The 13,591-nt window shown below is 69.8% G+C and carries 13 protein-coding genes; 5 read left to right on the top strand and 8 right to left on the bottom strand.

The window, feature by feature from the left end; translation table 11 throughout:
* Positions 1-17: 17 nt before the first annotated feature.
* The 6 genes from pdxS to pgsA form a co-directional block, all read right to left on the bottom strand.
* Positions 18-932: a pyridoxal 5'-phosphate synthase lyase subunit PdxS gene (pdxS, locus tag ACFLIM_RS43705; protein WP_393175530.1), complete on the bottom strand. Its 915-nt coding sequence runs from the start codon at positions 930-932 to the stop codon at positions 18-20.
* A 117-nt stretch (positions 933-1,049) separates the two neighbouring features.
* The gene (locus ACFLIM_RS43710; RefSeq protein ID WP_393175532.1) at positions 1,050-2,042 is read right to left on the bottom strand and encodes a DUF3048 domain-containing protein; all 993 of its coding nucleotides are present in this window, start codon (positions 2,040-2,042) and stop codon (positions 1,050-1,052) included.
* An 84-nt stretch (positions 2,043-2,126) separates the two neighbouring features.
* Positions 2,127-2,669, bottom strand: coding sequence for a hypothetical protein (locus ACFLIM_RS43715; protein WP_393175534.1), 543 nt, complete (start codon positions 2,667-2,669; stop codon positions 2,127-2,129).
* Positions 2,670-2,698: 29 nt separating this feature from the next.
* On the bottom strand, positions 2,699-3,829 hold the full coding sequence (locus ACFLIM_RS43720) for a glycosyltransferase family 4 protein (RefSeq protein ID WP_393175536.1): 1,131 nt from the start codon (positions 3,827-3,829) through the stop codon (positions 2,699-2,701).
* Positions 3,826-4,734 carry a phosphatidylinositol mannoside acyltransferase gene (locus ACFLIM_RS43725; RefSeq protein WP_393175538.1) on the bottom strand — a complete coding sequence of 303 codons (909 nt, stop codon included), beginning with the start codon at positions 4,732-4,734 and terminating at the stop codon, positions 3,826-3,828. The genes ACFLIM_RS43720 and ACFLIM_RS43725 overlap by 4 nt, the downstream gene beginning before the upstream one ends.
* Positions 4,731-5,354: a phosphatidylinositol phosphate synthase gene (gene pgsA / locus ACFLIM_RS43730; protein ID WP_393175540.1), complete on the bottom strand. Its 624-nt coding sequence runs from the start codon at positions 5,352-5,354 to the stop codon at positions 4,731-4,733. The genes ACFLIM_RS43725 and pgsA overlap by 4 nt, the downstream gene beginning before the upstream one ends.
* Positions 5,355-5,501: 147 nt before the next feature.
* Here pgsA and ACFLIM_RS43735 point away from each other — a divergent pair, with 147 nt between their 5' ends.
* The 3 genes from ACFLIM_RS43735 to ACFLIM_RS43745 all read left to right on the top strand — a co-directional run bounded on the left by ACFLIM_RS43735 (position 5,502) and on the right by ACFLIM_RS43745 (position 11,665).
* Positions 5,502-7,640: an elongation factor G-like protein EF-G2 gene (locus ACFLIM_RS43735; protein ID WP_393175542.1), complete on the top strand. Its 2,139-nt coding sequence runs from the start codon at positions 5,502-5,504 to the stop codon at positions 7,638-7,640.
* Between the two features lie 175 nt (positions 7,641-7,815).
* Positions 7,816-9,339, top strand: coding sequence for a glycoside hydrolase family 10 protein (locus ACFLIM_RS43740; RefSeq protein WP_393175544.1), 1,524 nt, complete (start codon positions 7,816-7,818; stop codon positions 9,337-9,339).
* A gap of 250 nt (positions 9,340-9,589) precedes the next feature.
* On the top strand, positions 9,590-11,665 hold the full coding sequence (locus ACFLIM_RS43745) for a hypothetical protein (protein WP_393175546.1): 2,076 nt from the start codon (positions 9,590-9,592) through the stop codon (positions 11,663-11,665).
* Between the two features lie 14 nt (positions 11,666-11,679).
* On the opposite strand, the gene ACFLIM_RS43750 is transcribed toward ACFLIM_RS43745, so the two are convergent.
* Positions 11,680-12,210 (bottom strand): HIT family protein, encoded by a 531-nt coding sequence (locus ACFLIM_RS43750; protein WP_393175548.1) that lies wholly within the window; start codon positions 12,208-12,210, stop codon positions 11,680-11,682.
* Positions 12,211-12,302: 92 nt separating this feature from the next.
* Between ACFLIM_RS43750 and ACFLIM_RS43755 the strand changes: the two genes are divergently transcribed.
* The gene (locus tag ACFLIM_RS43755) at positions 12,303-12,869 is read left to right on the top strand and encodes an Asp23/Gls24 family envelope stress response protein (protein ID WP_393175550.1); all 567 of its coding nucleotides are present in this window, start codon (positions 12,303-12,305) and stop codon (positions 12,867-12,869) included.
* Positions 12,870-12,972: 103 nt separating this feature from the next.
* Here ACFLIM_RS43755 and ACFLIM_RS43760 read toward each other — a convergent pair whose 3' ends face one another.
* On the bottom strand, positions 12,973-13,248 hold the full coding sequence (locus ACFLIM_RS43760; protein ID WP_393175552.1) for a hypothetical protein: 276 nt from the start codon (positions 13,246-13,248) through the stop codon (positions 12,973-12,975).
* Between the two features lie 119 nt (positions 13,249-13,367).
* On the opposite strand from ACFLIM_RS43760, the gene ACFLIM_RS43765 reads away from it, so the two are divergent.
* On the top strand, positions 13,368-13,571 hold the full coding sequence (locus ACFLIM_RS43765; protein WP_393175554.1) for a TM2 domain-containing protein: 204 nt from the start codon (positions 13,368-13,370) through the stop codon (positions 13,569-13,571).
* The last annotated feature ends 20 nt before the right edge of the window (positions 13,572-13,591 follow it).

Genomic DNA, 13,591 nt, shown 5'->3' on the forward strand with positions numbered 1-13,591 from the left:
TGCAACGACGCGCCGGATTACCAGCCGCGCTCGGCCAGGCGGTGCGGCTGCGGGATCTCGTCGACGTTGATGCCGACCATGGCCTCGCCCAGGCCGCGCGAGACCTTGGCGATGACGTCGGGGTCGTCGTAGAAGGTCGTGGCCTTGACGATGGCCGCGGCGCGCCTGGCCGGGTCGCCCGACTTGAAGATGCCCGAGCCCACGAACACGCCCTCGGCCCCGAGCTGCATCATCATCGCCGCGTCTGCCGGGGTGGCGATGCCGCCCGCGGTGAACAGCACGACGGGCAGCTTGCCGATCTTGGCGACCTCGGCGACCAGCTCGTAGGGGGCCTGCAGCTCCTTGGCGGCGACGTACAGCTCGTCCTCGGGCAGCGAGGTGAGCCGCCTGAGCTCGGCGCGGATGGTGCGCATGTGGGTGACGGCGTTGGAGACGTCGCCGGTGCCCGCCTCGCCCTTGGAGCGGATCATGGCCGCGCCCTCGGTGATGCGGCGCAGGGCCTCGCCCAGGTTGGTGGCGCCGCACACGAACGGCACCGTGAACTGCCACTTGTCGATGTGGTTGGCGTAGTCGGCGGGGGTGAGCACCTCCGACTCGTCCACGTAGTCCACGCCCAGCGCCTGCAGCACCTTGGCCTCGACGAAGTGGCCGATGCGGGCCTTGGCCATGACGGGGATCGACACGGCGGCGATGATGCCGTCGATCATGTCGGGGTCGCTCATCCTGGACACGCCGCCCTGGGCGCGGATGTCGGCGGGCACGCGCTCCAGGGCCATGACCGCGACCGCGCCGGCGTCCTCGGCGATCTTCGCCTGCTCGGGGGTGACGACGTCCATGATGACGCCGCCCTTGAGCATCTCGGCCATGCCGCGCTTGACGCGGGCGGTTCCGGTGACGGGAGTGGTTTCGGGCGTGCTGCTGGACACGGTCATCCTCACGGGCTCTCACGGCGGCTGGTCATTTATCAACCCCATGGTAGGTCCTGGAGGACCTCACCCCCGACATGCCAACATGTCAGGATTTATCGCCCTGCCTATACAGACAGGCAGCTAGGGGATGACGGGCTTGCGGCTGGCGAGGGCCACCCAGACCTGGCCGGGCGCGAAGTTCATCGGCTCGCCGCTCTCCGTGGTGAACGTCGTGCCGCCCTTCTCCGATTCCCGCTCCCAGTTCGCGTTGAAGGCCTTGCCGTCGCGCAACACGATCGCCTTGCCCTTGCCGGTGGTGTGCACGAGCGGCGTGTAGCTCTGGTTCTTGTCGTGGAACTCCGAGCGCTCGGTCTTGGTGTACTGGATCACGATCGTCGGCGCCCCGAGCTGGCCACCCTCGGCGGCCATGTCCTTCTTGCCGTCCTGCCAGATCAGCCACTGCTCCTTCGCCGCCGACCAGGCGAAGGTGAAGCGCGCGGCGGGCCACTTGACGGTGTACGACTTCTTCTCCACGCCGCCCTCGGCCGGGGCCTCGCCGAAGGTGAAGCCGATGTCCTTGGCCTTGGTCGCCTTGGGCGCCTTGGCCAGGAGCTGCTTGGTGTTGGCGAACAGGTTGTACGGGGCGAAGCGGCCGGACTGGCGGAAGTACGCGCCCGGGTTGCGCGTGTCGCCCACGTCGAACAGCGACGCCTCGGCGATGAACGGCAACATCTTGGTCTGCGCGCCGGAGTAGGAGAAGGCCGGCTTGCCGAACTGCGGCGCGATGTGCAGGTCGGAGATGCGGGCGCTGCGCACGGGACCCACCTTGGCGGGCAGCTTGGAGGAGAAGACCGCCATGAGCCTGGTCAGACCCGCTTCGACCTGCTCGATGTAGACGATGTCCGCGCTTTTCAGCCCGAGCTGCGGCTTGCCCGCCGCGGTGTTCTCGATCTTCACGGCGAGCACCGGCCTGAGCGACTCGTACGGCTTGCCGGTGAAGGGATGCCCCTTGGCCGCGACGGGCTCCCCGGTCGGCGCGACCGTGGCGGCCTGCGGCGCCTTGCCGGGGGCGGGTTCGTCGGAGGAGCAGGCCGCGACGGGCAGCAGCACGGCCGCTCCGGCCAGCCAGATCATGATTGTCCGGGGTAGCCGCACCTGTAACACTCCTCGCCTCAGCCCTGAAAACGGGATGAAGCTTACTGGCTTCCCCAAACTAGGTCATTCAGTTGCCATAGTCGCCGGCGGATTGTCATCGATCTCGAAGAACTGCGGGAATTCGGTGTGCCCGGCCAGGCGCAGGGTTCTGGCGAGCCAGCGGCGCTGGGCCGTACGCGTGACCCCTACGGCGTTGTTGTAGAAGCGGCGCGAGTAGACCACCTTGGCCACGGCCGTGCCGAGCTCGTCCAGCAGGTCGCGGCCGCCGGGCGCCTCCGACAGCTTCTCCCTGAAGCGCTCCTGGTCCACGGCCGCGCGCAGGGCCCGCGACAGGTCGCTCTCGGCGTGCTCGCGCTCCTCGGGACCGGCCGTCCTGGCCTCGTGGGCGGCGGCGGCCAGCACCAGCGAGGTGGCGGGGTCGAGCAGGCGCGATCCGGCCAGCTCCAGCACCACCGCCCTGCGCCGCATCAGCGCGGCGTCGAGCGACTCGCTGGCCAGCTCCAGCCGGATGTGCAGGCGGTCGAGCCGGCCCGCGCGCCAGGAGATGTAGACGGCCGTGAGCACCACGACGATGCCCACGATCAGCACGATCATGGTGGATGTCACAGGTCCTCCTCCAGGCGCCCGTCGTCAGGTCACAGGTCCTCTTCGACTCGTCCCGCGCCGCTGGTGGTGACCGTCTCGTAGACGCGTACCACGTCCCGCGCGACCGTGGACCAGTCGTACTTCCTGACCGCCACCAGCGCCTCGGCGGCCAGCTTGGCCCGGCGCTCGGGCGTGTCGAGCAGCGCGGCGGCCTCGCACGCCAGCGACGCGGCGTCGCCGTTGGCGAACAGCGCGCCCGCCTGGCCGCCCCCGAGAACCCTGCGGAAAGCGGGGATGTCGCTGGCCAGCACCGTGGCCCCGGACGCCATGGCCTCGGCCAGCACGATGCCGAAGCTCTCCCCGCGCGTGTTGGGCGCGCAGAACACGTCGACCGAGTGGTAGGCGCGGATCTTGTCGGCCTCGCTGACCAGGCCGAGCACCGTCACCCGGTCGCGGAAACGTTTCGGCACCCGATCAAAGACGTCCTTCGCGTCGCCCGGCCCGGCGATGAGCAGCTTCAGATCAGGCCGCTCGGCCGCCAGCGTGCCGAACGCGTCGAGCAGGATCGGCAGGCCCTTGCGTTCCTCGTCCATCCGGCCCAGGAAGCCGATCGTGGCCTCGTCGGGCCCCCACCCGTCGAGCGGCTCGGCCTCGGTGTAGCGGGCGACGGTGACGCCGTTCGGGATCAGCACCGCGTCGCCGCCGAACTGCTCGACCAGGCTCTTGCGGGCCGCGTCGGAGACCGCGATGCGGCCGCTCAGCTTCTCCAGCGCGCTGCGCAGCAGCGGCTCGGCCACCGCGATCGCCCGCGAGCGCGAGAACGACGCGTGGAACGTGGCCACGATCGGCCCCTTGGCCGCCCAGCAGGCCAGCACGCCCAGGCTCGGGATCAGCGGCTCGTGGATGTGCAGCACGTCGAACCCGCCCGTACGCACCCACCGCCGCACCCGCGCCGCCGACAGGAAGCCGAACGACATCCTGGCCACCGACCCGTTGTACGGCACCGGCATCGCCCGCCCGGCCCCGGTCACGTAGGGGGGCAGGTCCTCGTCGTCGGCCGCCGGCGCGATCACCGACACCTCGTGCCCCAGCGCCATCAGCGCCTGCGCCAGATCGTCGATGTGCTGCTTGACCCCGCCGGGCATGTCCCACGAATAGGGACAGACGATGCCGATCCTCATCGCGGCAGGTCTTCCAGCCAGAGCCGCTGCAGCATGTGCCAGTCCTCCGGATGCTCGGAGATCCCCTTCTCGAACACGTCGCTCAGCCCCTGCGCCACCGCCGCGACCTTCTCCTTCCGGGTGCCCTCGGCGGGAACGGGGATCTCCTCGTGGATGTGGATGCCCCAGTCGTCGCCCACGGAGTAGAGGATGGCGGGCAGCAGCGCGGCCCCCGTCTGCACGGCCAGCAGCGGCGGCCCGGCGGGCATCTTGGTGGTCGCGCCGAAGAAGCGCACCTCGATGCCGCTCTTGGTGAGGTCGCGCTCGGCGGGCAGGCACACGACACCGCCCTTGCGCACCCGCGTGGCCAGGGTGCCGAAGTTGTGCCCGTCGCCGCCGGTGAGCGGCAGCACCTCCATGCCCAGGCCCTCGCGGAAGGCCACGTAGCGGCGGAACAGCGACTCCGGCTTGAGCCGCTCGGCCACGGTCGCGAACGGATGGCCCACGCCCACCAGCCACGCGCCCGCCTGGTCCCAGTTGCCCATGTGCGGCAGCGCCAGCACCACGCCCCGGCCCGCCGCCACGTTGGTGTGCACGTGCTCGGCCCCGATGACGTGGCTGCGGCGGACGATCTCCTCGACGCTCATGGCCGGCAGCCGGAAGATCTCGTGGAAGTAGCGCAGGTAGGAGCGCATGCCGGCCCTGCTGAGCTCGCGCAACTCGCGGCTGCCGGCGTCGAGTCCGGTGACCCTGGCCAGGTTGGACTCCAGCCGGCGTACGGACTTGCCGCGCCTGCTCCAGACCCGGTCGGCCAGGAAGCGGAAGACCGCGGCCGTCGGGCGCTCGGGCAGCAGCGGCACGAGCTTCCACCCGGCCGCGAAGCCCGCGGCCACCACGCGATCGCTGAAGGAAGCCTGCTCGCTCATCTCTCCCTCGTCTGCTGGTAAACGTGTATGACCCGCTGCCCCACGGTGATCAGGCTGGCCGCCGCGAGCAGCCACATCCCGGCGGGCAGCACGTACGGCACGCCGAGCCCCGAGAAGCAGGCCGCGACCAGCGCCACGACCAGCCGCTCCGGCCGTTCGGCCAGCCCCACGTCGGCCGTCAGCCCGAGCCCCTCGGCCCTGGCCTTGGCATAGGAGACCAGAGTGCCCGCGACCAGGCAGACCAGCGTCACCGCGGCCATCAGAGTGTCGTCTCTGGAGATGAAATACAAGATCAGGCCGGCGAAGATGGCGGCGTCGGCCACCCGGTCGAGCGTCGAGTCGAGGAACGCCCCCCAGGTGCTGCCCCCCTTCCCGCCGAGCCTGGCCACCACGCCGTCGAGCAGGTCGAACAGCACGAAGACGGTGATCACGAGAGCGCCCCAGGTCAGCTGTCCCAGGGGGAAGAAGAGCAGGGCGGACACGACCGTGCCGAGGGTGCCGATCGCCGTGACGGCGTCCGGGCCGATCCCGCGGCCGACGAGAGCCCTGCCCAGCGGGGTGAGTATCCGGGTCATGGCCGGGCGCAGGAGTTTGAGCATCGCCGTCCGATCGTAGGCCATGAAGCGACTGACAACTTTCTTTGCCCCACCCCCCTTGTGATATCCGCCACATGGGTATTTGGTGAACACACCGCGTCCATGCGGTTTCAAGTCACCCTCCGCGCGGGCGCGGCGTTGGACAACGAACCGACGACGCGGGAGGCCGATGTGGCTGAACGAAACACGGGCGGTGCCGTAGGAGCCGCGGGCAGGGCACCCACGGCCGACAGGGCGGATGCGATACGCAATGTCGTGCTGGTCGGCCACTCAGGAGCGGGTAAGACGACCCTCGTCGAGCAGCTGCTGGCCGCGACGGGCACCATTCAGCGCCCGGGCCGGGTGGAGGACGGCAACACGGTCAGCGACTTCGACGAGGTGGAGGTCCGGCAGCAGCGGTCGGTCAACCTCGCCGTGGCACCGCTGGTGCACAACGGTATCAAGATCAATCTTCTCGACACCCCTGGTTACGCCGACTTCGTGGGCGACCTGCGCGCGGGGCTGCGCGCGGCGGACGCCGCGCTGTTCGTGGTGTCGGCCTCCGAGGGGATCGACGGGCTCACCCAGATGCTCTGGGAGGAGTGCGCCCAGGTCGGCATGCCGCGGGCGGTGGTGATCACCAAGATCGACCACCAGCGGGCCGACTTCGACGAGGTGCTCGCGACCTGCCAGGACGTCTTCGGTGACGGCGTCGCGCCGCTCTATCTCCCGGTGATCACCAATGGTCACGTCAACGGGCTGATCGGGCTGCTGTCGCAGAAGTTCTACAACTACGCCACGGGCACCCGTACCGAGAAGGAGCCCGGCGCGGAGTACGAGACGCAGATCGAGGAGCATCGCGGCGTCCTGATCGAGGGGATCATCCAGGAGAGCGAGGACGAATCGCTCATGGACCGGTACCTCGAAGGCGAGCCCATCGACACCAAGGTCCTCATCGAGGACCTGGAGAAGGCCGTCGCGCGCGGCAGCTTCTTCCCGGTGCTCTGCACCGGGCTCGGGGTCGGCGCGCAGGAGCTGCTGGAGCTGGTCACGCAGGGCTTCCCGGCTCCGCCCGAACATGCCATGCCCGAGATCTCGGACACGTCCGGCAAGCCGGTCAAGGGCGTCGCCTGCGACCCCGACGGGCCGCTCGTCGCCGAGGTCGTCAAGACCACCAGCGACCCGTACGTGGGCCGCATCAGCCTGGTACGCGTCTTCTCCGGCACGCTGCGCCCCGACATGACGGTGCACGTGTCCGGGCACGGCCTGGCCGAGCGCGGGCACGAGGACCACGACGTCGACGAGCGCATCGGCACCCTGACCTGCCCGCTGGGCAAGCAGCAGCGCGGCGCCGCCAAGGGCGTCGCGGGCGACATCGTGGCGGTGGCCAAGCTGTCGCGGGCCGAGACCGGCGACACCCTGTCCGACGTCGAACAACCGCTGCTGATGACCGCCTGGGACATGCCCGACCCGCTGCTGCCCGTGGCGATCAGGGCCAAGTCGAAGGCCGACGAGGACAAGTTGTCGCAGGCCCTCGGCAGGCTGGTGGCCGAGGACCCGACGCTCCGGCTGGAGAACAACGCCGAGACCAGGCAGCTCGTCCTGTGGTGCATGGGCGAGGCGCACACCGACGTGCTGCTCGACCGCCTGTCCAAGCGCCACGGCGTCGAGGTGGAGCGGGTGGAGCTGCGGGTGCCGCTGCGCGAGACGTTCGGCGGCAGGTGCCAGGCGATGGGCCGCAACGTCAAGCAGACCGGCGGCCACGGCCAGTACGCGATCTGCCACCTCGAGGTCGAGCCCCTGCCGTCCGGAGGGGGTTTCGAGTTCGTGGACAAGATCGTGGGCGGGGTGGTGCCCCGCCAGTTCATCCCGTCGGTGGAGAAGGGCGTGCGGGCCCAGATGGAGCGGGGCGTCGTCGCCGGATACCCGATGGTGGACGTGCGCGTCACCCTGTACGACGGCAAGGCCCACTCGGTCGACTCCTCCGACATGGCCTTCCAGATCGCCGGGCAGCTCGCGCTGAAGGAGGCGGCGGCGAAGGTGCCGACGCTGCTGCTGGAGCCGGTGGACGAGCTGTCGGTGCTGGTGGCCGACGACTTTGTGGGGTCGGTGATGTCCGACCTGTCGTCCCGGCGGGGGCGGGTGCTCGGCACCGAGCCCGTCGGCACGGGACGCACGCTGGTGAAGGCGGAGGTGCCCGAGCTGGAGATCACGCGGTACGCCATCGACCTGAGATCCATGTCACACGGCACCGGCACATTCCAGCGCACGTTCCTGCGCTACGAACCGCTGCCGCCCAACCTCGCGAACAAGGTGGCGGCCACGGAGTGACCCGTGAAGGAGCCGGGAGGGATTTACTCCCTCCCGGCCCAGCAATGTGCTTTTGTCACAGAAGCATCACGAGTTGATTTCGGTTTTTCGTACCGAGCATCGCGCGCCACCTGACACACTGGTTGGCACTATGCGAACTGGACGCCCACTCCTAGCTGCAGCGACTCTCGCGGTGGTGGCCACCGGCGCCGCCTATTTCTTCGGTCCCGGAGAGCGCCCCGCGGCGAGCGAGAACACGACGACCGCCGCCGCCCCCACCGCGGCCTGCAAGGCCGACGGCCGCTATCCGAAGCGGGAGCTGCGCGGGGTGTGGATCGCCACGACCATGAACATCGACTGGCCGTCCAAGGCCGGGCTCAAGCCCGACAGGCAGCGGGCCGAATACGTGAAGATCCTGGACAGCGCCGCCAAGCGCAATCTCAACGCGGTCTTCGTCCAGGTGCGGCCCGCCTCCGACGCGCTCTACAAGTCGTCGCTGGAGCCGTGGTCGCAATATCTGACGGGTACGGCGGGCAAGGACCCGGGCTGGGATCCGCTGCCGTTCCTGATCGACGAGGCGCACAAGCGGGGCATGGAGTTCCACGCCTGGTTCAACCCGTACCGCGCCTCCTATGGCGACAGCACCGCGAAGCTGCCTGCGGGCCATCCCGCGCGGCAGCACCCGGACTGGGCGGTCAAGTACGGCGGCCGCCTCTACTACAACCCGGGCCTGCCCGCGGTGCGCGATCACGTGACGAAGGTCATCACCGATGTGGTGAACCGCTACGACGTGGACGGCGTGCACTTCGACGACTACTTCTACCCCTATCCGGTGGCGGGCCAGACGTTCGACGACAAGGCGGCGTTCGCGAAGTACGGCAAGGGCAAGAAGCTCGCCGGGTGGCGGCGCGACAACGTCAACAAGCTCGTGGCCCAGGTGGACACGGCGGTGCACGCGGCCAAGGGGTACGTCAAGTTCGGGATCAGCCCGTTCGGCATCTGGCGTAACAAGTCCAACGACCCGTCCGGCTCCGACACTTCGGGCATGTCCGCGTACGACTCGATTTATGCGGATGCGCGGGAGTGGATCAAGTCGGGCACGGTCGACTACGTGCTGCCGCAGCTCTACTGGCCGCGCGGCTTCAAGGCGGCCGACTACGGCACGCTGGTGCGCTGGTGGGCCGACGAGGTCGAGGACAGCGATGTGCAGTTGTACATCGGGCAGGCCCTCTACCGGGTGGGCACCAAGGACGACAAGGCCTGGACCAAGCCGGGCGAACTGGCCGCGCACGTGAGCCTCGACCGCGAACGCGAGCAGGTCGACGGCGACGTCTACTTCAGCGCCAAGCAGCTCCTGACCAACCCGCTGGGGGCGATGGACCGCCTCGCCAAGACCCACTACAGCCGCCCGGCCCTGCTGCCCCTCATGAAGGACCGCGGGGGCCAGGCCCCGGCCGCCCCGGCCCCGGTCGTCCCGGCCGGCGCCATGGCGGTGGGGCCCAGGATGTCGTGGAAGCCTTCCGCGGGGGCTCGGGCGTACGCCGTCTACCAGGTGCCGAAGTCGGGCAAGGACTGCCACACGACCGACGCCCGCAACCTGGTGGCCGTCGTCACCGACCCGTCGTTCGCGGCGAAGTCGGAGGGCACCTACCTGATCACGTCGCTCGACCGGCTCGACCACGAGAGCAAGCCGGTCAGGGTGAAGGTCGACGCGGTCTGACACGCGGGCCGGGCGGGCACGGGATCGCCACGTCTTCGTAGTCGCGCGCCTGCTGCCCACCCCGGCTTCCCGGCATGCGTCACCCCGGGCAGGGCAGCGTTGTCCACAAGGGCGGAACGTGGGGTCTCGTTGTCCACAAGGCGCTCGCGTTGCTCCCGCAGCATGAGAAGGTAGTCGGGTCCGGTGGCGCCGGAGCACGATCCCCACTCCCCGCGCCACGGAGCTTCATCGATCCCGGGAGGTCATCGGCGTGAGGCGCGCGCTAGTCGTACTGGCCGTGCTGGTCGGTCAGCTGCTGGTCGGACAGGGACTCGTCGCCGGGGCGGCGCGGGCGGAGGAGCCCGCCGGGCGGGTGGCGCTCATCGGAGTGTCCGGCCTGCACTGGAACGACGTCACCCAGGCCGACACCCCCAACCTCTGGGAGCTGGCCAGGTCGAGCGCCATCGGCTCGCTCTCGGTCCGTACCGTCGGCAACGTGACCTGCCCCTACGACGGCTGGCTGACCGTGTCGGCGGGCACCAGGTCGGCGGTCGGCTACGGCTGCGGCGCGGCCCCCATGCCCGAGGCCCAGGGCAACGGTGCGGTCATTCCCGACTACCGCTATCTCATCGACGTGGCCGGGCAGCGCAACGCGGGCACCCTGGGTGAGGCGCTCAAGTCGGCCGGGCAGTGCTCGATCGCGATCGGCCCGGGCGCCGCGCTGGCGCTGGCCGACCGGCAGGGCGCGGTGCAGCGCTACCACGCCTCCCCACTCCAGGTTAGGACCGCCGACCTGCAGCAGTGCCGGATGATCGCCATGGACGTGGACGACCTCATCCGCCCCTACCTGACCGGCGACCGGCTGCCCAAGGTGCCCGACCAGCTCAGCACCGCCCAGCGCCGCGAGGCGCTGCGCCTGGCCGACGCCAAGGCGGGCGCGCTGCTGGCCGTCCTGCCCGCCGACACGACGGTGCTGCTCGCGGGGCTGTCCGACCACGGCTCCGTACCTCACCTGCGGGTGGCCGCGCTACGCGAGCCGGGCGCGCAGGGCCGCCTGCTCGGCGCGGCCTCCACCCGCCGCGAGGACATCTCGATCCTGCCCGACCTGACCTCCACCGTGCTGACCAAGCTGGGCGTGGCGGTGCCGAGCACGGTGGTGGGCGTGCCGATGCAGGTGGGCGAGCACGGAGCGACGTTCGAACGGCTCCAGCGCGCCGACGCCACCGCCCAGACCATGCGCTCGGCGAAGGGACCTTACTTCACCGCGCTGGCGGTGCTCCAGGTCCTGTTCTACGTGCTGGCCTTCCTGCTGCTGCGCCGCCGCAAGAGCCTGTCCTGGGTACGCGGCGCCGCCGTGGCGCTGGCGGCCCTGCCCGTCACCTCGTTCCTGGTCAACCTTCTGCCCTGGGCCGACCACCTGCAACTGTTCGGCGGCATGCTGGCCTGGTGGGCCGCGATCACCGTGCTGGCGCTGGCCGGGCCCTGGCGGCGCAGGCCACTCGGCCCGCTGGCCGTGGTCGCCACCATCACCGCGCTCACGCTCGCCGGTGACCTGCTCACCGGCACCACACTGCAGCTCAACAGCTTCATGGGCTACAGCGCCGAACAGGGTGCCCGCTACTTCGGCCTGGGCAACATCCCGTTCGCGCTGCTGGCCACCGGCACGCTGCTGGCCACCACGGTCATTGCGCACCGGTGGCCGGGCAAGGTGGGGCTGGCCGCGATCGTGGTGCTGGGGGCGTTCGCGATGGTGCTCGGCGGGTCCGGGATGGGCAGCGACTTCGGCGGTGTCATCGCGTTCGTGCCGGGCATCGCGGTGACCGCGCTGATCCTGGCGGGCAAGAAGGTCTCGCTGGTGAAGCTGGGCGCGTTCTGCGTGGCCGGAGGGGTGATCGTGATGGCGTTCGCCTGGATCAACTACCTGCGGCCGCCGGACGAGCAGACGCACCTGGGCAGGTTCGTGGGGCAGGTGCTCAGCGGGGAGGCGTTCGACGTCATCCTGCGCAAGCTCCAGGCCATGCTCGCCACCTTGCTCAGCCCCAACCTGATGCCGATCGTGATCGTGGCCCTGGCGTTCCTCGTGTACGCCATTCTGCGGCCCGAGCAGGCTTCGGCCGGGGTGGTGCCGGCGGCGTTCGAGCACTCTCCCGCGCTGCGTGCCGGGCTGATCGGCACGCTCGTCAGCGGCGTGGTCGGGATGCTGGTCAACGACTCCGGCGCGGCCGTGTTGTCCATGGCGCTGGCGCTGGCGGTGCCGCTGCTGCTGGCAACCGGCATCGGCGCACTCCGCCCCACCCCCGATCCGGCCCTCGAGGCCACCGCCGACTTAGCGCCCGCGACGAAGTAGCCGGCCGCCTCGGGTCAGTCCCAGGCGTCGGCGAGGAGTTGGCGGGTGTCGCGGAGCAGTTGCGGGAGAACCTTGGTCTGGGCGACGACCGGCATGAAGTTCGTGTCGCCGCCCCACCTGGGCACCACGTGCTGGTGCAGGTGGGCGGCGATGCCCGCGCCCGCGACGTGGCCGAGGTTCATGCCGACGTTGAAGCCCTGGGCGCCGCTGGCCTTGCGCAGCGCGCGCAACGACTTCTGCGTGAACTCCCCCAGCTCGACCAGCTCGCCCGCCGCCAGCTCGTCGTAGTCGGACACGTGCCGGTAGGGCACGACCATCAGGTGGCCGGAGTTGTAGGGGTAGAGGTTGAGCACGGCGTAGACCAGCTCGCCTCTGGCAACGATCAGGCCTTCCTCGTCGCTCATTCTGGGGATCGCGTCGAACGGGCACCCGTCGTCGGGGCCGGTGCCCGTCGGCTTGTTCTCGCCCTTGATGTAGGCCATGCGATGCGGGGTCCACAGACGCTGGAAGTTGTCGGGGGCCCCTGCCCCTGCCTGATCGTGCATAACTAGCAGCATAGGTCCACGGACAAACGGGGTGTTCTTCCGGCACAATCCCTAGCACTTGCCTACAGGGCACTTGCCTACAGGAGGCCGCGATGACCGATGCCATAGCCGAACACCCCGTCCCGTCAGCCGACCATCTCGACCCGTCAACCGATCCGTCCGACCTGTCGGCCGCTGAACTGGATGCGCTCACCGCGCCCGGCGACCTCCGGCCGGATGGGCGGCCTTCCGAGGCGCCCTCCCCTGGTGCCGTCGTGAAGGGGCGGATCAATGTCGCTGACGAGGTGGTCGAGAAGATCGCCGCCCTGGCGGCGCTCGAAGTGGCCGGGGTCGTCGACATGGGTGGCGACCTGGCGAGGGCGTTCGAGTCCGTACGCGATCGCATCGGCATCGGATCCCGGCGCGGCAACCAGGGTGTCAGCGCGCAGATCCAGGACCGCCAGGTGACAGTGAGCCTGACGATTGTGGTCGAGTACGGACATGTCGTGATGGAGGTCGCCTCCGACGTCAAGGCCAACGTGGCCAGAAGCGTCAGCCACATGCTCGGCATGCGCGTCGTGGAGGTCAACGTGACGGTGGACGACGTCCGCCTCCCCGGCGAGGCCCGCCCGGCACCCCAGACCCCCCGCGAGGATGAGGAAACGCCCTTCCCCACCTGACCACCGGGGCTCCACCTGACCCGCCCCCGGTTTGGGGTATCGGCACCGGTCGTACACCCGCCGAACCGACCGGTGCCACCCTACGGAGGCCCGCCTCAGCCCCTCACCACTCGCACGCCCGCGCGTCCGTCGTACACGGGCGAAGCGGGAGGCATCGTCTGCCGCGCAGCAGCGCCGCGAGCGCCGACAGATCTCCTGCCACGGAGGCGTCCATGTAGCGGCGCAGCACCGCGCGTTCCTCCTCGCTCGGGGCCGTGACGGGACGCCGCTCGGGCAGGTGCGTCCGGAGCGTGGCGTGCGCCCGCTGCAGCGCGCTCTTGACCGCCGCCACGCTCAGCTCCAGCGCGATGCCTGCCAGGATATTGGACGCATCGTCCACGAACCCTCTGCGACGGCCCGGAGATCTTGCTAGGGTCCGGTGCCCTGCGGTTGATCCTTCCCGCACGCACTACAGGTCGGGTACGCCCGGCCAATCCCCCAAAACCGAAAGGACCTCTCATGACCAAGTCATGGATCGTGGCCGTCTTGCTCTGCTTCTTCCTGGGCGTGATCGGCGTGCACCGCTTCTACGTCGGGAAGATCGGCACGGGCATCCTCATGATCGTCACCTTCGGCGGCTTCGGCGTGTGGGTGCTGATCGACTTCATCATGATCCTCATCGGCAAGTTCACCGACAAGCAGGGCCAGCCGCTGGCCAAGTAAGCCAGGCCGGGCAGCGCGGG

The organism is Nonomuraea marmarensis (assembly GCF_043197025.1).
GTDB lineage: Bacteria > Actinomycetota > Actinomycetes > Streptosporangiales > Streptosporangiaceae > Nonomuraea > Nonomuraea marmarensis.

Excerpts from the sequence above, each read along its gene's own strand:
- pgsA (WP_393175540.1), bottom strand. The coding sequence starts at position 5,354 with ATGGCCTACGATCGGACGGCGATGCTCAAACTCCTGCGCCCGGCCATG.
- ACFLIM_RS43710 (WP_393175532.1), bottom strand. The coding sequence starts at position 2,042 with ATGATCTGGCTGGCCGGAGCGGCCGTGCTGCTGCCCGTCGCGGCCTGC.
- ACFLIM_RS43720 (WP_393175536.1), bottom strand. The coding sequence starts at position 3,829 with ATGAGGATCGGCATCGTCTGTCCCTATTCGTGGGACATGCCCGGCGGG.
- ACFLIM_RS43725 (WP_393175538.1), bottom strand. The coding sequence starts at position 4,734 with ATGAGCGAGCAGGCTTCCTTCAGCGATCGCGTGGTGGCCGCGGGCTTC.
- ACFLIM_RS43755 (WP_393175550.1), top strand. The coding sequence starts at position 12,303 with ATGACCGATGCCATAGCCGAACACCCCGTCCCGTCAGCCGACCATCTC.
- pdxS (WP_393175530.1), bottom strand. The coding sequence starts at position 932 with ATGACCGTGTCCAGCAGCACGCCCGAAACCACTCCCGTCACCGGAACC.
- ACFLIM_RS43765 (WP_393175554.1), top strand. The coding sequence starts at position 13,368 with ATGACCAAGTCATGGATCGTGGCCGTCTTGCTCTGCTTCTTCCTGGGC.
- ACFLIM_RS43750 (WP_393175548.1), bottom strand. The coding sequence starts at position 12,210 with ATGCACGATCAGGCAGGGGCAGGGGCCCCCGACAACTTCCAGCGTCTG.